The following is a 20670-nucleotide window of genomic DNA, read 5'->3' on the forward strand; positions in this document are numbered from 1 at the left end:
CAAAAGACATGTTTTTAAATGATTAGCATGTTAGTTTATGATTGTATGCAATGTTTTGGAGGGAGGGATAGAAATGGCAGAAACTCGCGTTCGTAAAAATGAATCAATCGATGATGCACTTCGTCGCTTCAAAAGAACGGTTTCTAAAGAGGGAACACTTGCTGAAGTAAAAAAGCGTAAGCATTATGAAAAGCCAAGTGTTAAACGTAAGAAAAAATCAGAGGCAGCAAGAAAGCGTAAGTTTTAAGAGAGGGTGTTTTCTTAAATGAGTCTTAGTAACCGTTTAGCTGATGATATGAAACAAGCGATGAAGAATAAAGATAAGTTCAAGCTTTCAGTGATTCGTATGGTGCGTTCTTCGCTTCAAAATGAATCAATTAAGCTTGGAAGCGAGCTTTCCGAAGAAGCTGAACTTACTGTTCTGACTCGCGAAGTAAAACAACGTAAAGACTCCCTCCATGAATTTGAAAGTGCAGGTCGAGATGATCTTGCTGAAAAACTGCGTGAAGAACTCTTGATTTTAGAAGAATATTTACCAGAGCAATTATCAGATGAAGAGCTTGAAGCCATTGTAAAAGAAACAATCACACAAGTTGGCGCTAGCTCAAAGGCTGATATGGGCAAAGTGATGGGTGCCATTATGCCAAAAGTAAAGGGTAAGGCAGATGGATCACAAATAAATCGTCTTGTACAACAGCACTTATCATAAAACATGCTGCACGTCTTGTTTCATACAAGGCGTGTTTTTATTTTTCTTTTTTGGACGATATATGAAAAAATACATGTTTAAAAAGTTGAAACTTATTTCTAATTTAAACGTACATAATATATAGTAATAAAGAAGAAAGGAGGGAAAAGATGTATCGATATCGGAAAGGTATTTCATTTTTATTCACCATCATTTCTTTCGCAGCAGTTTTTATAGCATCAACTGCTTATGGTGAGGGAGAAGGAAAGCTTGTTTATTTTATACCGGTGGAACAAGAAGTAGAACGAGGGTTAGAAGCTTTCTTGCAGCGAGGAATAGATGAAGCAGGTGAAGAAGGAGCTGATCACATTGTTCTTGAAATTAATACACCTGGTGGAGCGGTGAATGCTGCAGATAACATTGCTGATTTATTAAGACAAACAAACATACCAATAACAGCATTTGTTACGAAAAAAGCTCTATCTGCAGGCGCATACATAGCCTTAAACACAGATCAAATTGTAATGAAGCCGGGAAGTACGATGGGATCGGCTGCTATTATTGACCAGTCAGGTAATACAGCAGGGAAAAAAGCAGAATCATATTGGCTTGCGGAAATGAAAGCATCTGCAGAGCTGAATAATCGTGATCCGAAATATGCAATGGCGATGGCCAACCCTGATATCGATTTACCAGAATACGGTGCAGGGAAAGGTGAATTGCTTACGCTGACAGCTGATCAAGCACTAAAGGTGGGATATGCTGAAAAAATTGTTGAGGATCGTACAGCACTGCTGAGCTATTTAAAATTAACTGATGCTGTAACGAAAGAAATTGATATAAGCTTTGCAGAGAAATTAGCACGGTTTGTAACAAATCCAGTTATTGTGCCTATATTGCTTTCAATAGGAAGTTTAGGGCTTGTTTTAGAATTATATTCACCCGGATTTGGGATCCCAGGAATAATGGGGGCGGTCGCTCTGTTATTATTTTTCTTCGGTCATATGATTGCCGGGTTTGCTGGATGGGAAGCATTATTATTACTTGCAGCAGGAATTATCCTAATATTAATTGAAATTTTTACACCTGGTGGCATTTTTGGCATTCTTGGAGCGATTGCAGTTGTAGCAAGTATTGTTTTAGCATCAGGCACCTCTTTACAATACAGCCTTTTATCGATATTAATTGCAATTGTTATTACCGTTATTGGTTCTGTTATTTTTATCAAAATATTTGGTTATAAAGGCTTTCTGCGTAAAATTATTTTATTTGATGCTACAAAAACAGAACAAGGTTATGTCGCAAGTGTAACTCGGGAAGATATTATTGGACTTGAAGGGGAAACAATGACCCCATTAAGACCTTCTGGAACGGCAGTCTTTAATGAGGAGCGTCTAGATGTTGTAACAGAAGGTAATTATATTGCAGCAAATAAAAAAATAAAAATTGTAAAAACAAATGGATCTAGAGTTGTTGTACGTGAAATCACTACTAATAATCAAAGTGAATAATTAAAGGAGGGGCTTTTATGCCATTAGATATAGGGACAATAGGAACATTATTGCTTGTTGGCTTGATTGTTATTGTATTAGCAGTATTATTTACATTTGTACCGGTGATGCTGTGGATTTCCGCTCTTGCGGCCGGTGTAAGAATTGGTATTTTTTCATTAGTAGGAATGAGGCTTCGCCGCGTTATTCCATCACGCGTTATTAATCCGCTAATTAAAGCAGTTAAAGCGGGTCTTGATTTACAAGTGAATCAATTAGAAAGTCACTATTTAGCAGGCGGTAATGTGGATCGTGTTGTAAATGCTTTAATTGCGGCGCATCGAGCAAATATTGAATTAAGCTTTGAACGCTGTGCAGCCATTGATTTAGCTGGCCGAGATGTCCTTGAAGCAGTGCAAATGAGTGTTAATCCAAAAGTAATTGAAACACCGTTTATTGCCGGGGTTGCAATGGATGGTATTGAAGTGAAAGCAAAAGCACGCATTACTGTTCGTGCTAATATTGATCGACTTGTTGGTGGAGCTGGAGAAGATACAATTATTGCCCGTGTTGGTGAAGGAATCGTTTCAACAATTGGTTCTTCAGACAATCATAAAAAAGTATTGGAAAATCCTGACTTAATTTCACAAACGGTTTTATCAAAAGGTTTAGATGCAGGAACAGCTTTTGAAATTTTATCGATTGATATTGCAGATATTGATATTGGTAAAAATATTGGCGCCGTTCTTCAAACAGACCAGGCAGAAGCGGATAAAAATATTGCTCAAGCAAAAGCTGAAGAGCGTCGGGCAATGGCGGTAGCACAAGAACAAGAAATGCGTGCAAGAGTACAAGAGATGCATGCAAAAGTTGTCGAAGCTGAAGCGCAAGTCCCAATGGCAATGGCAGAAGCACTACGATCTGGGAATATTGGGGTTATGGACTATTTGAACTTAAAAAATATTCAAGCAGATACTGATATGAGACAAATGCTTGGAAAAGATGAGAATGACTCAGATAATGAACAAAACTAGTGATCCAACAGCCTCATCCGTTCATCTGATGACAAAGGAGGAGAGCAATGACGCTTGAAACTCTTATTGAATTTATTTTTAGTAATCTTTTCTTTGTATTTATCATTATTGGTGGCATTATTAGCTTTTTGAAGCGGCTTAAAGAAACTAATAATCAACCTTCAAAGCCGGCTCAGCGCCCGTCTGTTAGTGGAAAAAAGCAAGAGGCTTCCATTCCAAGAGAACAAAATCCGGATTTTTCATCTGTAGAAACAATTCAAGTTGAGAATAAGCGGCCGCAAACCAATCTCCAACATGCTGAAGAAAAGCTTTATCAATTCAAAGAACAAGTAGAAGAAAGGTCATCTACTAAGCTGAAACGTCACTCGCTAAATAAAACGGTTATCAATAAAAAGACGTTTAAAAATCCATCTAAAAATAAACTGAGGGAAGGCATCATATGGGCAGAAATTCTTCATTCACCAAGAGCACATAAACCATATGGAAGAGATGCGTTTCGACGAACAAAAGGTTGAGCTTACAGCTCAACCTTTTGTTGTAGGTTAAGAAAAAAAGACTGGGAGCAGATAAGTGAGATTACCGCGGTTTCCAAGCTTTTTAGAAGATGAAATAAATGAGCTGTTAAGTTTTTTTATTTAAAGTGATACTTTGTTTTTTTATTTCATACACATGAGGTGAGAGGAGGTTCACGAATGGCAAAATGGAGAGAGCGCATTAAAAAATGGATGATGCAAAAAATGGAACTTCCTGCTGACACAGTAATGGACCTACCACGCATTACAATGATTGGGCAGCTTCACATTTACATAGAAAATCACCAAGGAGTTCTTCGTTTTTCAAACCAAGAGCTGCGCCTCTTATTAAAGCAAGGTCAGCTTCTTGTTAAAGGAGAAGCATTTGTCATTAAAACCATTTTACCAGAGGAAATTTTACTTGAAGGGAAAATAGATCAAGTTCTCTATTTAGAAGCTCCTCCAAAGCAGGAAAAACCGCGGACAATTACACGCTATCCATAATTTGAAAAAGAAGAGAGGTGATTTCGTTGAAAAATAAATGGATTGATTCAATGATCGGTTATGTAGAAATTGAAGTGAAAGGAAAGTATGCAGAACTTTTTTTAAATCGATGTATTCAATATCGTATTCCAATATGGGGTATTAAACGTGTGAATGAAGAAACACTGCATGCTTCCATGTATATAAAAGATATTAAAAGAGTTCGTTTTCATTTGAAAAAAGCCCGCTGCAAAGTGCGTTTTAAGCGAAAGAAGGGAATTCCTTTCTTTATTCAGCATCTTCTTAGAAGAAGTGGAATTATAATTGGCCTTTTATTATTTTTTATCTTAACTTTTATTTTATCGAATATGGTTTGGAGTATTGACGTAAAAGGAGCTAGTCCAAAGGCAGAGCATGAACTGCTGCAGGCAGTAAACGAAATAGGAATTAAACGGGGGAAGTTTCTTTTTTTATTACCTAGTGTACAAGATGTGCAGCAGCAAGTTACAGAGCAGCTTACGGGTGTAACATGGGTGGGAGTAAAGATAGATGGTACAAAATATACATTTGATGTCGTTGAAAAAGAGCTTCCTGAAAAAGAGAAAACATTAAATCCAAGACATTTAGTAGCAGAAAAAAAAGCAATCATTTATGATGTTTTTGTTGAAAATGGACAACTGATGGTTAAGAAGAATGAGTATGTTGCAAAAGGAAAACTGCTTGTTTCTGGTATTATCGGAAAAGAAGAAAGTACGAACATTGTGCCGGCAAAAGGAGTTATTTTAGGAGAGGTGTGGTATGAGTCAGAAGTTACCATTCCTTTTAAAACCACTTTTATTACACATACGGGAGAAAATAAAGTGAAACACTATATAACAATGGGAAATGTAAAGATTCCTGTATACGGTTTTGGAGAAGTGGGTTTTAAAGAGTATGAAAAAATTAAAACGAACTATCCTTTTTATTTTTTTAAATGGAGACTGCCATTTGGATACACAAAACAAACCTATTTAGAGACAGAAAATGTCCAAAGAACTTACTCAAAAGAAGAGGCTGTTCAAGCTGCAAAAGAGATGGCACGAGAAGAATTAATACGAAAAATTGATCATGATGCAGAGATAAAAGAAGAAAAAGTTTTGCACGAAAAGACAGAGAATGGTAAAGTTAAGTTAAAGATGCATTACACTGTTATTGAAAATATTGCAGTTGAACAACCCATTATTCAAGGAGACTGAGTATATTGGCAGAACGATACGAAATCCAGTTAGAACTTGAAAATTCAAACCAAGCACAAGCTTTATTCGGTCCAAGTGATTCCCACTTACAATTAATTGAACAAGCTTTAAATGTTTCGTTAATAACAAGAGGCGCAGAAATTCTTATAAAAGGGAATGAGGAAGCGTTCCACATTGTAAAGGATATTTTGGAATCATTACACCGTCTTATTGAGCAGGGGATTAATGTCTCTGAGCGAGATGTAATGTATGCAATTCAATTAGGACAACAAGGAATGCTTGAACAGTTATCCGAACTTTATCAAGAAGAAATCACCACGAATGCTAAAGGAAAATCAATTCGAGTTAAAACATTAGGACAGCGGCATTATGTAAATGCAATGAAAAAGCATGATCTTGTGTTTGGAATTGGACCTGCAGGAACAGGGAAAACCTATTTGGCAGTCGTTATGGCTGTTACTGCTTTAAAAAATAATAAAGTAAAACGTATTGTATTAACACGCCCAGCAGTAGAGGCGGGTGAAAGTTTAGGGTTTTTACCAGGTGATTTAAAAGAAAAAGTTGATCCTTATTTAAGGCCTTTGTATGATGCTCTTCATGATGTATTAGGTACAGAGCATACTCAGCGGCTGATTGAAAGAGGGACTATTGAAATTGCACCACTCGCTTATATGCGTGGAAGAACGCTTGACGACTCGTTTGTTATTTTAGATGAAGCACAAAATACAACTCCTGAGCAAATGAAAATGTTTTTAACAAGACTTGGATTTGGTTCAAAGATGATTATTACTGGAGATATTACACAGGTTGATTTACCTAAAGGAAAGAAATCTGGATTAAGAGTAGCTGAAGAAACATTAGGAACTGTCTCTGGCATTTCATTTATGTATTTACAACAAGCCGATGTGGTACGTCATCCGCTTGTACAGAAAATCATTAAAGCTTATGAAAAACAAGATAATGTGTAGAGATGTGATAAGACTCGTACGTTTGACGAGTCTTATCTTTTGTTTCAAATCCTTAAATAATAAAAAATTGTTTCTTTTACCGCTTAGGAATACATGATAAAATTTATAAAAGTTCATTTACTAGTAAAAAGATTCGATCTGGGTTACTACGTCGTGAGGTGAAAACGGATATGAATAACCTTATAAGCTGGTTAAGCCGTAGTCAGCTTTTTCGGAATGATCGTTATGTACAAGTGCTGCTGTATGGAATCATTTGCTTAATTATGTATGCTGCTATGCTTTCAAACATAACTCCTGAGAAGATAGCTGTTACCCTTTATTCTGCCGCAGAAAAAGATATTCAATCACCAATCACCATTGAAGATAAACAAGCAACCATTGATAAACAAAATGATGCAGCACAAAATATTCAACCTGTTTTCACACTAAAAAAAGAGGCAGCACAGTTTCAAGTGGAACAATTAGAGGGAATATACGACTCAGTTGAAAAGGTTTCTAATGATGTAAGCAGCAAAGAAGAACCCGTTCCGTTAAGTGACCAAGTACAGCAGCTTCGCCAGTTATTATCGACTGCAGCCTCTGAAGAACTTTCAACAAGCACACTAGAGACCCTTTTAGAAGCCGCTCCTTCTCAGCTCCAAATTTCAAAAGAGATGGCAATGAATGCGGTAACAAAAGTAATGCAGCAGCAAATTTCTGTAGATAAATTAGAAAGTGCTAAAAAAGAAGTGGACTATATCATGCCGGACGCTTCTTTAAATACAAAGCTTAAGAGTGCTGCAAAACAAGTGGCACAATTTGTAATTGTTCCAAATTATTTTTTAGATACAAAAGCGACGAAAGTCAAAAGAGAAGAAGCTTTAGAAGCTGTGGCACCTGTCATGATTCGTGAAGGACAAATTTTGGTAAGGGAAGGCGAAATTATTAATCGAGAAATTCTCTCACAGCTTGATATTGTTGGTCTTCTTGATAATCGCTTTCAACCATTCCCTTATGTGGGACTAACATTGCTTGTTTTCCTTTTAACAGGAGTTTTATATTATTATTTACGTGAGATCGAGTCAAATAAGCATAATAAAAATAGAAAGTTATTACTATTTGTTGTACTCTTTTTTATTGCAATACTTATTATGAAAATCACCAGTGTTATTCATGAATTAACGGTTGATATTGGGTTTATAGTACCTGTTGCAATGGGAACAATGATGATAAAGATGCTTATTAATGAAAAGGCAGCAGTAGCCTCAAGCATTGTCTTTTCAGTTGTGGGAAGTATTCTGTTTAATGGAGATATCACTGGTCAAATAAATGCTCTATACGGCGTTTATATATTATTTAGTTCTCTAGCCGGTATCTTTTATCTTGGAAAGCGAAATTTGCGATCTAAAATATTAAAAGCTGGCTTGTTTGTAGCCTTTGTTAATGCCGTGGTTGTTGCGATCATTTATATGTTAAAAAGCGGACAATACGATTGGATACATATGGGATTAGATATAGGATTTTCATTATTATCAGGATTTTTAGCAGCTGTCTTAACACTTGGATTGATGCCGTTTTTTGAAGCCGCTTTTGGTATTTTATCAACAATGAAGCTAATTGAGCTTTCTAACCCACATCAGCCGCTGTTAAGGAAGCTGTTGATAGAGGCACCAGGAACATATCATCATAGTGTCATTGTTGCTAACCTTTCTGAAGCGGCATGTGAGTCAGTAGGAGCGAACGGTCTTTTAGCTCGAGTTGGGGCATATTATCATGACCTTGGAAAAACAAAGCGGCCCCATTTTTTTATTGAAAACCAATTAAATATGGAAAATCCTCATGATAATATTGCACCTCAATTAAGTAAAACCATTATTATCTCCCATCCATATGATGGGGCAGATTTATTAAAAAAGCATAAGCTTCCAAAGGAAATCATTGATATTGCTGAACAGCATCATGGCACAACACTGCTGAAATATTTTTATTTTAAAGCAAACAGTCAAGCGAACAAAGAGATTCCAGAAGCAGAATTTCGCTATCCAGGTCCAAAAGCTCAAACAAAAGAAGCTGCGATCGTTGGAATTGCTGATTCAGTGGAAGCCGCTGTCCGTTCTCTCGCAAAGCCAACTCCTCAAAAGATAGAGACGTTAGTTCGTAAAATTATTACCGATCGTCTTGAAGACGGGCAATTTGATGAGAGTGATCTAACATTAAAAGAATTAGATATTGTTGCAAAAACAATTTGCGAAACGTTAAAAGGAATTTTTCATTCAAGAATTGAGTATCCAGAAGATTTAAAGAAGAAGGTGAATTAGTATGGCATTATTAATTGAGAGCTATGATGAAACAAATAGTCTTTCTGAGGAGCATCTTGCTTTAGCAGAAGAGGTGCTCCAAAAAGCAGCAGAAATGGAAGGTATTCATGAAGAAGCAGAAGTTTCATTAACCTTTGTAACCGATGAAAGAATTCAAGAAATTAATCGTGAATACCGAGACAAAGATCAACCTACCGATGTGATTTCATTTGCTTTAGAGGAGCAGGGAGAAGATGAAATGATGATTGTTGGAGCAGATATGCCCCGTATACTGGGGGATATTATTATTTCTATTCCTCGTATTCAAGAGCAGGCAGATGCTTACAATCATTCATTTGAAAGGGAATTAGGGTTTTTAGCTGTTCATGGTTTTCTACATTTATTAGGTTATGATCATATGACTGAAGAAGAAGAAAAAGAAATGTTTCAAAGACAAAAGGATATTTTAAACCAATATGGCCTTACGAGATAAAAAAAATCCAACCATTATTCATTCCTTTCGTTATGCATTGGAAGGTATATGGTATGCTTTCAAAAACGAAAGGAATTTTCGTATTCATACAGCGGCAGTGATCGTTGTTCTTGTAATGGCCAAAATATTTGCACTATCTGTAATGAAAATTTCGATCCTTATTATCGTAATTGGAATTGTATTAGCACTGGAGTTAATGAATACTGCAATTGAATGTGTGGTTGATTTAGCTTCTCCTGACTATCATCCATTAGCAAAGATCGCTAAAGATACAGCTTCAGGGGCTGTATTTATATTTAGTATAGTTGCTGTTATAATAGGTGTACTGTTTTTTATACCGCCTATTTTACGTTTAGTATTGTAAGGAATTGAGAATATAGTAATTAAGAACATGATTCTTAATAGCAGCGAGGGATATAATCATGAATAATCAAGAATATAAATCAGGTTTTGTCGCATTAATTGGTCGTCCGAATGTTGGAAAATCAACTTTATTAAATCAAGTGCTTGGCCAAAAAATCGCCATTATGAGTGATAAGCCGCAAACAACACGTAATAAAATCCATGGTGTTTATACAACAAATGAATCACAAATTGTATTTATCGATACGCCAGGCATTCATAAACCAAAGCATAAGCTTGGGAGTTTTATGACAAAAATGGCTGAAAATACGTTGAATGAAGTGGATCTCGTTATGTTCTTAGTCAATGCGGAAGAGGGGCTTGGGAGAGGCGATGAATTTATTATTGAGCGCTTAAAAAAAGTCTCAAAGCCAGTATTTTTAGTGGTAAATAAGATAGATAAAGTGCATCCAGATCAACTGCTGCCGTTTATTAAGCAGTACAAAGAGCATTATGATTTTGCGGAAGTTGTGCCTATTTCAGCATTACAAGGAAATAATGTTCCCACATTGCTTAATCAAATTACAGATTATTTGGAGGAAGGTCCACAATATTATCCAGCCGATCAAATTACAGATCATCCGGAACGTTTTATTGTGGCGGAAATGATTCGTGAGAAAGTGCTGCACTTAACAAGGGAAGAAGTCCCACATTCGGTTACGGTTGTAACAGATCAAATGCGTGCACGGGATGACAAAGAGATTGTTGATATTGATGCAACGATTATTGTAGAACGCTCTTCTCAAAAAGGAATTATTATTGGTAAGCAGGGGTCAATGCTTCGAGAAATTGGAAAACGTGCTCGCTATGATATTGAAGCGATGCTTGGCAGTAAAGTTTATATGGAATTATGGGTAAAGGTACAAAAAGATTGGCGCAATAAATCAAGTGTGTTAAGAGACTTTGGATTTACTGAAGACGAGTATTAAGAAGAAGTCACAAACATTCATCCTTTAACTTGAAGTGGAATTGACAAAATTTATCTCACATCATTTTAATAAAAGAAGGTCATCATAAACATACAGAACGAATCACTGTAGAAAGGTGGGAGCTTTCTTGTTGAATTTTGCTTGGAAAGTATTTTGTGTAACAGGAAATGTGGAAACCTATCTTTTAGTAAAAGAGATGGAAAATTATTCAAGTGACGAGGGAAAAGAAGTAGTTGAAGAAGTGATGGGTGAAGGTGAGGTCAATGTGCCGTTTACTTAATGTTTGTCATCTTTTATTTAAATAATTAGTGGTGAGAATAGTATGCTGGTAAAAGTAGAGGGAATTGTTATTCGATCAATTGACTATGGAGAATCAAATAAAATATTAACGCTTTATACAAGGGAATCTGGAAAAATTGGCGTTATGGCAAGAGGGGCGAAGAAAGCAAACAGTCGCCTCTCTTCTGTTTCACAGCTTTTTACATATGGCCAATATTTATTTCAAAAATCGAGTGGGTTAGGGAGTTTAAGTCAAGGAGAAATGATTTCTTCTTTTCGAGGAATTCGTGAAGATATTTTTCGTACAGCTTATGCTGCCTATGTTGTCGAATTATTAGATAAACTTACAGAGGAAAAAACGCCAAATCCGTATTTATTTGAATTAGTTTATCAAGTTCTTTATTTTATGCATGAAGAGATAGACCCTGAAATCTTAACTTTTATATTTGAAGTGAAAATGCTCTCAGCAGCAGGAATTGCCCCTGAATTTAATAAATGTGCTAACTGTGGAACAATGGAAGGACAATTTGTTTTTTCAATAAGAGAGGGAGGTTTTCTCTGTCATAAATGTCAACACATTGATCCACACCACTTAAAAATCTCTTCATCTACTGCAAAGCTTCTTAGGCTTTTTTATCATTTTGACATTACTCGCTTAGGTCAGGTCTCGGTAAAAGAGCAGACAAAAGCTGAAATCAAGCAAATACTTACAACTTATTATGATACCTATTCTGGTCTTAAATTGAAATCAAAACGTTTTCTTGATCAGCTTGATCAATTTAAAATCGATTAGAATTTTTCATTCAAAAGTTGAAGTGAGTCAATTTAATCATTTCTCAAAAGAAGCTAAATCGTATATAATAATTTCGTAAAGTGTATAGCCTATTTAAGATAGACTGGTAAAGGTGGTGAGTCATATCGAACTTAATAAACGACAAGAACAAATCTTACAGATTGTAAAAGATGAAGGACCGATTACTGGTGAGCAAATTGCGGACCAGTTAAGTTTAACTCGTGCTACGCTAAGACCAGACTTAGCCATATTGACAATGGCAGGTTTTTTAGATGCAAGACCAAGAGTAGGTTATTTTTATACAGGAAAAACAGGTTCACAGCTGTTAACTGAAAAAATTAAAAAAATTAAAGTGCAGGATTTTCAATCAATGCCTGTTGTTGTAAATGAAGCAGCAACCGTTTATGATGCAATTTGTACGATGTTTCTTGAAGATGTGGGGACTCTCTTTGTCGTTGATAAGGATGCAAAGCTTGTTGGAGTGGTCTCTAGGAAAGATTTATTGAGAGCCAGCATGGGAAAACAAGATTTAGCATCCATACCGCTTAATATCATTATGACAAGAATGCCGAATATTAGTGTTTGCTATAAAGAAGATCTATTAATTGATGTAGCAAATCAGCTTATTGAAAAGCAAATTGATGCCGTCCCGGTTGTAAAAGAAGCAGAAAATCTCCAAGGGTTTGAAGTGATTGGCAGATTAACAAAGACTAATATTACAAAAGCCTTAGTGGATTTAGCAATAGATGAAGTGATTTAGATATAGAATGAATAGTAGAAAGGGGATGACAGAATGGAATATAGTTTAACGGCACGTCCATTAATATATGTGGTATCTGATTCTGTCGGAGAAACAGCAGATCTTGTTGTAAAAGCGGCAGCAAGTCAATTTAATACGGCAAATATTGAAGTACGAAGAGTACCTTATGTAGAAGATAAAGCAACAATTCGTGAAGTTGTGTCTTTAGCAAAAGAAGCAGGGGCAATTATTGCTTTTACATTAGTTATTTCCGAAATAAGAGAATATCTCATTTCTATTGCTGAACAAGAAGGCGTAGAATACGTGGACATTATTGGGCCAATGATGGAAAAAATGGAAAGTGTAACAAAACGCCAACCAAGAAGAGAGCCCGGCCTTGTTCATAAACTTGATGAAGATTATTTTCGGAAAATAGAGGCAATTGAATTTGCGGTAAAATATGATGATGGTCGAGATCCTCGTGGAATTTTACGCGCTGATATTGTCCTTGTTGGTGTTTCAAGAACTTCCAAGACTCCTTTATCGCAATATCTTGCCCATAAACGCGTAAAAGTTGCAAATGTTCCAATTGTTCCAGAAGTAGAACCGCCGGAAGAGTTATTTAAAGTATCCCAGCAGAAGTGTTTTGCTTTAAAAATCAGTCCTGAAAAGCTTAATGATATTCGCCGTGAGCGCCTCAAATCATTAGGGTTAAATGATCAAGCAAATTATGCAAATATTGAACGAATTAAAGCAGAGCTGCAGTATTTCGATGATATTGTAAAAAAGATGGGCTGTGAAGTAATTGATGTATCAAATAAAGCGGTTGAGGAAACTGCAAATATTATATTAAATATTTATCATGGAAAAGGATATCGTTAATGCACATAATTCCTTGAGAATTTTGTGCTTTTTTCTTTTTTTTGCTAGCGAATTAGTAATGAATCATTTATAATAAAATATTGTGATTTAAAAGTTAATTAAAATGGTTACAATATAACCAGATAATCGAAAGACTTCGACAAATTTCTAAATTTTAAAACAAAGAAATGTAAGAAGGAATCCATAAGGAGATGTAGAATAGAGAAATATGCCGAAAAAGATGCAAACAATATTTATTGATGCAGACGCGTGTCCAGTCCCAATTAAACAGGAAATTCAAGATATATGTAGGAATGTACCTGTAGATGTACTTTTTGTTGCTTCTTATGCACATGTTATGAATGAGGAGAAAAACACAAAATGGATTATTGTTGATTCTAATCGGGAAGAAGTGGATCTCTATATTGTCAATCATGTGATTCCAAACGATTTTGTTATTACTCAAGACTACGGTCTAGCAAGTATTCTTCTTCCAAAGGGAGTTTATGTTCTTTCGCCTCGTGGTAAACGGTATTTAGAGAAAAATATTGATGACCTGTTATATATGCGCCATTTATCTAGTAAAGAACGTAGAGCAGGAAACCGTGTGAAGGGCCCAAAGCCTTTCCGGAAAGAAGACAAAGAACGATTTAGTGAAGAATTTAAAAAAGTTTTAAAAAAAGAAGGACTTTTGTGAAATTTGTCGAAAAAAGTAGTGTAATTTAAAGAACGGTGATGTGATTAATGGGAGCAACTCGTATTCCTGAAGATACCGTTGAAAAGATTAGAAAAGCAGTGGACATTGTTGATGTTATCAATGATTATGTGACGCTAAAGAAGCAAGGTAGAAATTATTTTGGTTTATGTCCCTTCCATGGGGAAAATACACCTTCTTTCTCAGTTTCTCCAGATAAGCAAATTTACCACTGTTTTGGTTGTGGCACAGGAGGTAACGCCTTTTCTTTTTTAATGGAAATTGAAGGCTTTCAATTTCCGGAAGCTGTCCGCCACCTTGGAGAAAAAGTTGGAATTCATTTGCCGCAGCTTGACCAGTCTCCAGCACATCAAAAATCAAATCGTGATCGTGAAGTCATGCAGCAGGCACATGAACTATTAACAAAGCTGTATCATCATTGTCTGTTGAATACAGATCAAGGGCAGCAAGCATTAGCGTATTTAAAGGATAGAGGATTTGATGAGGAAACCATCAAAACTTATAACCTTGGTTATGCACCTGATTCATGGGAATTTGCATCTGCATTCTTAGCAAAGCGAGGCTTTCAACTAGATCAAGTAGAACAAGCTGGGCTAATTGGTAAAAGAGAGTTTGATGGAAAGTATTTCGATCGTTTTCGTGATCGAATTATGTTTCCCATTTTTGATGCAAAAGGAAATGCGATTGGTTTTGGTGGGCGTGTTTTAGGTAAAGGAGAACCAAAGTATTTAAACAGTCCTGAAACTAAGATCTTTAACAAAAGTAAAACTTTGTATGGCTTCCATCTTGCTAGGCCTCAAATTCGGTTAACCCAACAAGCTGTACTTTTCGAAGGATATGTTGATGTGACATCAGCATGGAGAGCTGGGGTTAAAAATGGTGTGGCCACTTTAGGGACTTCTCTTACAGAGGAACAGGCAAAAATTTTAAGCCGTAATGCTGAAGGGATCACGATTTGTTATGACTCTGATAATGCAGGTGTCAATGCTGCGTTTCGGGCAGCTGAAATGTTTGCACAAACCGACTGTCTCGTTAAAATTGCAAAGATGCCCGACGGATTAGATCCTGACGACTATATTCGTAAGTATGGAGCAGAAGCATTTTTAACGAATGTCATTGGAACAAGTTTAACGGTTATGTCCTTTAAGATGGATTACTTTCGGAGAGGAAAAAACCTTCAAGATGAAGGAGAAAGAATGCAGTATATCGAAGAGGTACTGCAGGAAATTAGCACATTAAAAAAAGCGGTGGAACGTGATCATTATTTAAGGCAGCTTGCCAATGAGTTTTCTTTATCATTAGATGCATTAAAACAGCAGCAGCATCAATTTTATAAACAATCACAAAAAAAACAGGATAAACCTTTTGAGAAAAGAGATAATAAGGCTAGAAAAAACTTCTATGTTCAGCGCCTACTACCTGCTTTTCATAATGCTGAAAGGCTGCTTCTTGCTCATATGATTCGTAACATTGAAATTGCTGAAAAGGTTCAAGAGGAAATTGGCGGCGCATTTAATATCGAAGAATACAGCGCAGTGGCTGCATATTTGTATGCCTATTATGCAGAAGGAAATCAGCCAAATATAAGTGCCTTTCTAGAAAGGCTTCATGAACCGCAATTAATAAAAACAGCATCGGAACTTGCGATGTTGGAAATTAATGAGGATATATCGGATAAAGAGTTAGACGATTATATGAAGCAAATTCTTATATATCCAAAGAAAATGCAGATTGAAGAAAAAGAAAAAGAAAAAAAGGAAGCTGAACGAAGACAAGACTTTTTAACGGCCGCTAAGATTGCTATGGAAATTATTGAAATTAAAAAAACCTTCACAAATAAATAATTATTAGTGTCGTAGAAGTATGGAAGGAGGGGGATCGAATGGCTGAGAAACCTACTAGCCAAGCGCCAGAAGGTGAATTAACCATCGATCAAGTGAAAGAACAACTAGTTGATTTAGGTAAAAAAACGGGAGTTATTACTTATTCAACGGTTGCAGATCGGTTATCACCATTTGACCAAGACTCTGAACAAATGGACGAGTTTTTTGACTTTTTGGAAGATCAGGGTGTTGAAGTAATTGAGGATTCAGGAACGGCAACGATTCCTGAAGAAGGAAAAGAAGAAGAGTTTGATTTAAATGACCTCAGTGTGCCGCCTGGAGTGAAAATTAATGACCCAGTACGCATGTATTTAAAAGAGATTGGACGGGTTGATTTACTTTCTGCTGAAGAAGAAATTGAACTTGCCAATCGAATTGAGGACGGCGATGAAGAAGCAAAACGCCGATTAGCAGAAGCGAACCTGCGTCTCGTTGTAAGTATTGCCAAGCGTTACGTTGGAAGAGGAATGCTTTTCCTCGACTTAATTCAAGAAGGAAATATGGGACTTATAAAAGCCGTTGAAAAGTTTGACTATCGCAAAGGATTTAAATTTAGTACGTATGCTACATGGTGGATTCGCCAAGCAATTACACGGGCCATTGCAGACCAAGCGAGAACAATTCGTATACCTGTGCATATGGTGGAAACCATTAATAAGTTAATTCGTGTGCAGCGTCAGCTTTTACAAGACTTAGGTAGAGAACCAACTCCAGAAGAAATTGGAAAAGAGATGGAGCTTTCTCCAGATAAAGTCCGCGAAATTTTAAAAATTGCCCAAGAGCCTGTTTCACTTGAAACGCCTATTGGTGAAGAAGATGACTCTCATTTAGGAGATTTTATTGAAGATCAAGAAGCACTTGCTCCGTCAGATGCTGCAGCGTATGAACTGCTGAAAGAGCAGCTTGAAGATGTGCTTGATACATTGACTGATCGTGAAGAAAATGTGCTTCGTTTACGCTTTGGACTAGACGATGGTCGTACACGTACGCTTGAGGAAGTTGGAAAAGTATTTGGAGTTACAAGAGAACGGATCCGCCAAATTGAAGCAAAAGCATTGCGTAAACTTCGCCATCCAAGCCGTAGTAAACGTTTAAAAGACTTCTTAGATTAAGGGACAATCTGTTTAGGGTTTATAGAGTTTGCTTAATCACTAAGCAAACTCTATTTTATTTTAATTAAATAGGCGTTTTGTTAACAAAAATGAATGCCTTTTCAAGGTCAATGTTCAATAACATTTCTTGTCATTTATTTTACTGATTTTTTTTGGATTTTGCAAATGAAGTTCATAAAAATTATTCAACGCTTTAAGCAGTAGAATGAAAAAGAATGGATAAAAGAGCATAATTTAATCATGCCATACAAATTTTAAGAGCATGTTAATTTTTTGTAGCAATTACTTAACAAATACAAGATGAAAATGTTGAATAAATTATTGAAGAATTCGTGACAAATCAATAAATATAATGGAAAGGCTTTTCATCTTGTATGTTTTAAAGTAAAATAATAATGGATTTGTTTACTCGTACATAATCGGGAAAACTATGTAAGAAAAAGTAGAGCAAGGAGGAAAAAAGATGAAAGGCAATCCGCTTATCCCATTTCTAGTAACTGCAGTAGCTGGATTTATTTTAATTCTTACGCTTTCCTTCGTTGGTTTAAATAATTTGAACGAAGAAGCTCATGGCGGGGAAGAGACTGCTGAATTAGCACCTGAAGAAATCTATACACAAACCTGCTCCGGCTGTCATGGCGGTGAACTAGAAGGCGGCATGGGTCCGAACCTCCAGCAAGTAGGATCTAAGTATTCTGCAGAAGAAATTGCAACCATTCTTGAAGAAGGATTACCAGGAGGTATGCCATCAGGTTTAGTATCTGGCGCTGATAAAGATAAACTTGCTGAGTGGCTTGCTGAAAAAAAATAAGCAAAAAAGAAGCTTTCTGATAATCCAGAAAGCTTTTTGCTGTTCTTGCGTCAAGATAAGGAAAAAGCTATGATGATAAGAGAATAACTAAAAAAGTGAGACAATGTGGTGAAAAAATGAATGAACAATACCTTTCAAAACGATTAAAAGCAGTCGTATCTTACATACCAAAAGGAGCAATAGTAGCTGATATTGGTTCTGATCATGCTTATTTGCCCTGTTATGCTTATAACAATGGACTTATCAAGGGCGCTGTTGCAGGGGAAGTAAATGAAGGGCCATATCTTTCTGCAAAAAAGCAAGTTGAAAAGCTTGGGATGAATGATGCCATTTCAGTGCGAAAAGGGAGCGGTCTAGCTGTTATTGCCCCAAAAGAAGTGAATGTAATTACAGTAGCGGGGATGGGCGGAGGATTAATACGCGATATTTTAGAAGAAGGTAAAGAAAAATTAGAGGGAGTAGAACGATTAGTTCTGCAGCCGAACGTTGCCGCTGATAAAATTCGCATTTGGCTGCACAAAAATAATTGGCTGCTTATTAGTGAAGAAATTTTAGAAGAAGATGGTAAGATTTATGAAGTACTGGCAGCAGAGCGGGGAAATGATAAATCATTGTATCAAAACGATAAATTAGCAGCTTTTTTATTAGGACCTTATTTAATGAAAGAAAAAAATGCTGTCTTTCAAAAAAAATGGTCTCATGAACTAGAAAAAAGAAGGAAAATTATTAAACAGCTTGAATCTGCTTCTAACAATGAAGAAAAAGTGGAACGAAAAAAGTTAATATTACAAGAAATAAAACGAATAGAGGAGGGGCTGTCATGAGTAAATTTGCAAATGGTCAAGCAATCGTTCAAGAGTTTGAAAAGTTTGCACCAAAATCGCTTGCTGTAGAAGGAGATAAAATTGGTCTTCAAATTGGTACATTAAATAAACCGGTTCGTAAAGTAATGGTTGCACTTGATGTTCTTGATGAAGTAGTAGAGGAAGCAATTGAAGAAGAAGTCGATCTTATTATTGCTCATCATCCGATTATTTTTCGACCTTTAAAAAAAATTACGACAGACTCTGCTGAAGGTGGAATAGTTACCAAACTAATAAAACATGATATTGCGGTATATGCAGCCCATACAAATTTAGATGTAGCAAAAGGTGGAGTAAATGATTTAATGGCAGAAGCACTGCAGCTTCAAAATACAGAGGTTCTTGTTCCAACAACAGAGGTAAACCTGAAAAAAATTGTTGTTTTTGTTCCAACAGATTCTGTAGATAAAGTCCGTGAAGCGCTTGGGAATATAGGCGCAGGAGCGATTGGAAATTACAGCCACTGTACATTTTCCAGTGAAGGACAAGGGTCGTTTTTACCAGGTGAAGGGACAGATCCTCATATTGGTGAACAAGGAAAATTAGAGTTTGTAGATGAAGTAAAGATTGAGAGTATTTTTCCGGACTATCTTGAGAAAAAAGTGATCAACGCAGTTATTAAAGCACATCCATATGAAGAAGTTGCTTATGATATTTACTCACTTGATAATAAAGGGGAAACGTTAGGTCTTGGCAGAATTGGAACATTGAAAGAGGAATTAACGTTAGAGCAATTTGCACTTCATGTAAAGCGTACATTCAATGTGACAGGTGTAAGGGTAGTTGGGAATAAAAAAAGCAAAGTGAAGAAAGTAGCAGTGCTTGGTGGGGATGGAAATAAATATATGACGCAAGCCCTTTTTAAGGGGGCTGATGTCTATGTAACAGGAGATATTTATTATCATGTTGCCCACGATGCCATGCTTGAAGGACTGAATATAGTCGATCCTGGTCATAATGTGGAAAAGATTATGAAAGAAGGGGTTAGAAAGTATTTGGAAAGCGCTCTAAGCAGTAAATATGAGACGGAGGTAATCTCCTCACAAAAAAATACGGATCCATTTCAATTTATGTAAAAAGGTTGATATAAAAACAAAAAGAGCCAGACCTAAAAACTTTTTTAGGTCTGGCTCTTATGGGTACACTCTTTATAGTGACTTTTTTCGTACTTTTGGAAGGATTTTATTTAGTGTTACTGTTCGTTCTTTGTTCCATGTTGCTTTATCAGTAGGGTTATATTGTTCTAAGAAGCGGAGTACTTCTTTTGTAATCGGTGTTGGTGTACTTGCGCCGGCCGTTATGGCAACTTTTTTAACACCATCCAGCCACTCAAGATTAAGTTCAGATAAATCTGCAATTCGATACGCGGTTGTACCGGCGATTTGCTCAGATACTTGTGCTAATCGGTTAGAGTTATTGCTTCGCGGATCGCCAACAACAATTAAAAGATCTGCTTCTTTTGCCTGCTCCGCTACTGCTTCTTGTCGAACTTGTGTTGCTAAGCAAATTTCATTATGCACTTCAACATGTGGATACTTTTCTTTTACTCGATCCATCACTTCACGAACATCCCATTGACTCATTGTTGTTTGATTTGTTACTAAAATACGTTCATTGTGAAGGGTTAATTTTATAACATCTTCCTGATTTTCAACAAGATGTACAGCATGTGGGGCAACGCCAATGGCACCTTCTGGTTCAGGATGGCCATGTTTTCCAACATAAATAATATCATAACCTTTTGCAGCTTTTTCTCGAATAATATCATGTGTGGAAGTTACATCAGGACAAGTTGCATCAATACAGGTTAAGCCTTTTTCCTCTGCTAGTTTTCGTACTTCGGGGGAGACGCCGTGTGCCGTAAAAATAACGGTACCTTGATCAACTTGTTTTAATATATCTAAGCGGTTTTTTCCGTCTAGTGTAATAATTCCTTCTTCTTCAAATGCCTCTGTTACATGGCTGTTGTGAACAATCATTCCAAGAATATAAATCGGTCTTGGCAAAGTTTTATCCATTGCAGCATTTCGAGCAATAACCATAGCATCAACAACACCATAGCAGTAGCCGCGTGGAGATATTTTTATGACTTCCATTTTCGTTC

General features: G+C 36.4%; 23 protein-coding genes. 22 read left to right on the forward strand and 1 reads right to left on the reverse strand.

From position 1 onward, the window contains the following. Positions 1-73: 73 nt before the first annotated feature. The 22 genes from rpsU (at position 74) to DS031_RS05725 (ending at position 19642) form a co-directional block, all read left to right on the forward strand. Positions 74-247: a 30S ribosomal protein S21 gene (rpsU, locus tag DS031_RS05620; RefSeq protein ID WP_113804953.1), complete on the forward strand. Its 174-nt coding sequence runs from the start codon at positions 74-76 to the stop codon at positions 245-247. An 18-nt stretch (positions 248-265) separates the two neighbouring features. Further along, positions 266-709: a GatB/YqeY domain-containing protein gene (locus tag DS031_RS05625; protein ID WP_113804954.1), complete on the forward strand. Its 444-nt coding sequence runs from the start codon at positions 266-268 to the stop codon at positions 707-709. Between the two features lie 149 nt (positions 710-858). Continuing rightward, positions 859-2199, forward strand: coding sequence for an NfeD family protein (locus DS031_RS05630; protein ID WP_113804955.1), 1341 nt, complete (start codon positions 859-861; stop codon positions 2197-2199). 17 nt (positions 2200-2216) lie between these two features. Then, a complete protein-coding gene (floA, locus tag DS031_RS05635; RefSeq protein WP_113804956.1) occupies positions 2217-3212 on the forward strand; it encodes a flotillin-like protein FloA in 996 nt (331 codons plus the stop codon). Positions 3213-3259: 47 nt separating this feature from the next. Continuing rightward, positions 3260-3727, forward strand: coding sequence for a hypothetical protein (locus tag DS031_RS05640; RefSeq protein WP_113804957.1), 468 nt, complete (start codon positions 3260-3262; stop codon positions 3725-3727). A 177-nt stretch (positions 3728-3904) separates the two neighbouring features. Further along, complete coding sequence (yqfC, locus tag DS031_RS05645) at positions 3905-4228, forward strand: sporulation protein YqfC (RefSeq protein ID WP_113804958.1); 324 nt, start codon at positions 3905-3907, stop codon at positions 4226-4228. Between the two features lie 17 nt (positions 4229-4245). Beyond that, positions 4246-5442, forward strand: coding sequence for a sporulation protein YqfD (yqfD, locus tag DS031_RS05650; protein ID WP_245947230.1), 1197 nt, complete (start codon positions 4246-4248; stop codon positions 5440-5442). 5 nt (positions 5443-5447) lie between these two features. Next, the gene (locus tag DS031_RS05655; protein ID WP_113804960.1) at positions 5448-6410 is read left to right on the forward strand and encodes a PhoH family protein; all 963 of its coding nucleotides are present in this window, start codon (positions 5448-5450) and stop codon (positions 6408-6410) included. Between the two features lie 170 nt (positions 6411-6580). Then, positions 6581-8707 (forward strand): HD family phosphohydrolase, encoded by a 2127-nt coding sequence (locus DS031_RS05660; RefSeq protein WP_113804961.1) that lies wholly within the window; start codon positions 6581-6583, stop codon positions 8705-8707. 1 nt (position 8708) lies between these two features. Further along, positions 8709-9179: an rRNA maturation RNase YbeY gene (gene ybeY / locus DS031_RS05665; protein ID WP_113804962.1), complete on the forward strand. Its 471-nt coding sequence runs from the start codon at positions 8709-8711 to the stop codon at positions 9177-9179. Next, positions 9163-9543, forward strand: a complete 381-nt coding sequence (locus tag DS031_RS05670) for a diacylglycerol kinase family protein (protein ID WP_113804963.1) — start codon at positions 9163-9165, stop codon at positions 9541-9543. Before ybeY ends, DS031_RS05670 begins: the two co-directional genes overlap by 17 nt. A 58-nt stretch (positions 9544-9601) precedes the next feature. Beyond that, positions 9602-10510, forward strand: coding sequence for a GTPase Era (gene era, locus DS031_RS05675; RefSeq protein WP_113804964.1), 909 nt, complete (start codon positions 9602-9604; stop codon positions 10508-10510). A gap of 127 nt (positions 10511-10637) precedes the next feature. After that, complete coding sequence (locus tag DS031_RS05680; RefSeq protein WP_113804965.1) at positions 10638-10790, forward strand: YqzL family protein; 153 nt, start codon at positions 10638-10640, stop codon at positions 10788-10790. Between the two features lie 42 nt (positions 10791-10832). Then, positions 10833-11582 carry a DNA repair protein RecO gene (gene recO, locus DS031_RS05685; RefSeq protein WP_113804966.1) on the forward strand — a complete coding sequence of 250 codons (750 nt, stop codon included), beginning with the start codon at positions 10833-10835 and terminating at the stop codon, positions 11580-11582. A 112-nt stretch (positions 11583-11694) separates the two neighbouring features. After that, positions 11695-12342 (forward strand): transcriptional regulator CcpN, encoded by a 648-nt coding sequence (gene ccpN / locus DS031_RS05690; protein ID WP_113804967.1) that lies wholly within the window; start codon positions 11695-11697, stop codon positions 12340-12342. 33 nt (positions 12343-12375) lie between these two features. After that, positions 12376-13203, forward strand: coding sequence for a pyruvate, water dikinase regulatory protein (locus tag DS031_RS05695; protein ID WP_113804968.1), 828 nt, complete (start codon positions 12376-12378; stop codon positions 13201-13203). A gap of 208 nt (positions 13204-13411) precedes the next feature. Next, positions 13412-13879, forward strand: a complete 468-nt coding sequence (locus DS031_RS05700) for a YaiI/YqxD family protein (RefSeq protein WP_113804969.1) — start codon at positions 13412-13414, stop codon at positions 13877-13879. 47 nt (positions 13880-13926) lie between these two features. Continuing rightward, positions 13927-15741, forward strand: a complete 1815-nt coding sequence (dnaG, locus tag DS031_RS05705; protein WP_113804970.1) for a DNA primase — start codon at positions 13927-13929, stop codon at positions 15739-15741. A 38-nt stretch (positions 15742-15779) separates the two neighbouring features. Then, the gene (gene rpoD / locus DS031_RS05710; protein ID WP_113804971.1) at positions 15780-16892 is read left to right on the forward strand and encodes an RNA polymerase sigma factor RpoD; all 1113 of its coding nucleotides are present in this window, start codon (positions 15780-15782) and stop codon (positions 16890-16892) included. A 463-nt stretch (positions 16893-17355) separates the two neighbouring features. After that, complete coding sequence (cccA, locus tag DS031_RS05715) at positions 17356-17703, forward strand: cytochrome c550 (protein ID WP_113804972.1); 348 nt, start codon at positions 17356-17358, stop codon at positions 17701-17703. A gap of 116 nt (positions 17704-17819) precedes the next feature. Continuing rightward, entirely contained in the window at positions 17820-18527 is a 708-nt protein-coding gene (locus DS031_RS05720) for a tRNA (adenine(22)-N(1))-methyltransferase (protein ID WP_113804973.1), read from the forward strand. Continuing rightward, a complete protein-coding gene (locus DS031_RS05725) occupies positions 18524-19642 on the forward strand; it encodes a Nif3-like dinuclear metal center hexameric protein (protein WP_113804974.1) in 1119 nt (372 codons plus the stop codon). Before DS031_RS05720 ends, DS031_RS05725 begins: the two co-directional genes overlap by 4 nt. A 72-nt stretch (positions 19643-19714) precedes the next feature. Here DS031_RS05725 and DS031_RS05730 read toward each other — a convergent pair whose 3' ends face one another. After that, positions 19715-20662 (reverse strand): 4-hydroxy-3-methylbut-2-enyl diphosphate reductase, encoded by a 948-nt coding sequence (locus tag DS031_RS05730; RefSeq protein WP_113804975.1) that lies wholly within the window; start codon positions 20660-20662, stop codon positions 19715-19717. Between the last annotated feature and the right edge of the window lie 8 nt (positions 20663-20670).

It is taken from the genome of Bacillus taeanensis (assembly GCF_003318295.1).
GTDB classification, from domain to species: Bacteria; Bacillota; Bacilli; order Bacillales; family UBA6769; genus Maribacillus; species Maribacillus taeanensis.

Coding starts and splice junctions, on each gene's coding strand:
- DS031_RS05730 (WP_113804975.1), bottom strand. CDS start 20,662: ATGGAAGTCATAAAAATATCTCCACGCGGCTACTGCTATGGTGTTGTT.
- yqfC (WP_113804958.1), top strand. CDS start 3,905: ATGGCAAAATGGAGAGAGCGCATTAAAAAATGGATGATGCAAAAAATG.
- DS031_RS05625 (WP_113804954.1), top strand. CDS start 266: ATGAGTCTTAGTAACCGTTTAGCTGATGATATGAAACAAGCGATGAAG.
- floA (WP_113804956.1), top strand. CDS start 2,217: ATGCCATTAGATATAGGGACAATAGGAACATTATTGCTTGTTGGCTTG.
- DS031_RS05670 (WP_113804963.1), top strand. CDS start 9,163: ATGGCCTTACGAGATAAAAAAAATCCAACCATTATTCATTCCTTTCGT.
- rpsU (WP_113804953.1), top strand. CDS start 74: ATGGCAGAAACTCGCGTTCGTAAAAATGAATCAATCGATGATGCACTT.
- recO (WP_113804966.1), top strand. CDS start 10,833: ATGCTGGTAAAAGTAGAGGGAATTGTTATTCGATCAATTGACTATGGA.
- DS031_RS05700 (WP_113804969.1), top strand. CDS start 13,412: ATGCCGAAAAAGATGCAAACAATATTTATTGATGCAGACGCGTGTCCA.
- DS031_RS05630 (WP_113804955.1), top strand. CDS start 859: ATGTATCGATATCGGAAAGGTATTTCATTTTTATTCACCATCATTTCT.
- DS031_RS05695 (WP_113804968.1), top strand. CDS start 12,376: ATGGAATATAGTTTAACGGCACGTCCATTAATATATGTGGTATCTGAT.
- DS031_RS05640 (WP_113804957.1), top strand. CDS start 3,260: ATGACGCTTGAAACTCTTATTGAATTTATTTTTAGTAATCTTTTCTTT.
- DS031_RS05720 (WP_113804973.1), top strand. CDS start 17,820: ATGAATGAACAATACCTTTCAAAACGATTAAAAGCAGTCGTATCTTAC.
- DS031_RS05725 (WP_113804974.1), top strand. CDS start 18,524: ATGAGTAAATTTGCAAATGGTCAAGCAATCGTTCAAGAGTTTGAAAAG.
- rpoD (WP_113804971.1), top strand. CDS start 15,780: ATGGCTGAGAAACCTACTAGCCAAGCGCCAGAAGGTGAATTAACCATC.
- era (WP_113804964.1), top strand. CDS start 9,602: ATGAATAATCAAGAATATAAATCAGGTTTTGTCGCATTAATTGGTCGT.
- DS031_RS05660 (WP_113804961.1), top strand. CDS start 6,581: ATGAATAACCTTATAAGCTGGTTAAGCCGTAGTCAGCTTTTTCGGAAT.
- cccA (WP_113804972.1), top strand. CDS start 17,356: ATGAAAGGCAATCCGCTTATCCCATTTCTAGTAACTGCAGTAGCTGGA.
- ybeY (WP_113804962.1), top strand. CDS start 8,709: ATGGCATTATTAATTGAGAGCTATGATGAAACAAATAGTCTTTCTGAG.
- dnaG (WP_113804970.1), top strand. CDS start 13,927: ATGGGAGCAACTCGTATTCCTGAAGATACCGTTGAAAAGATTAGAAAA.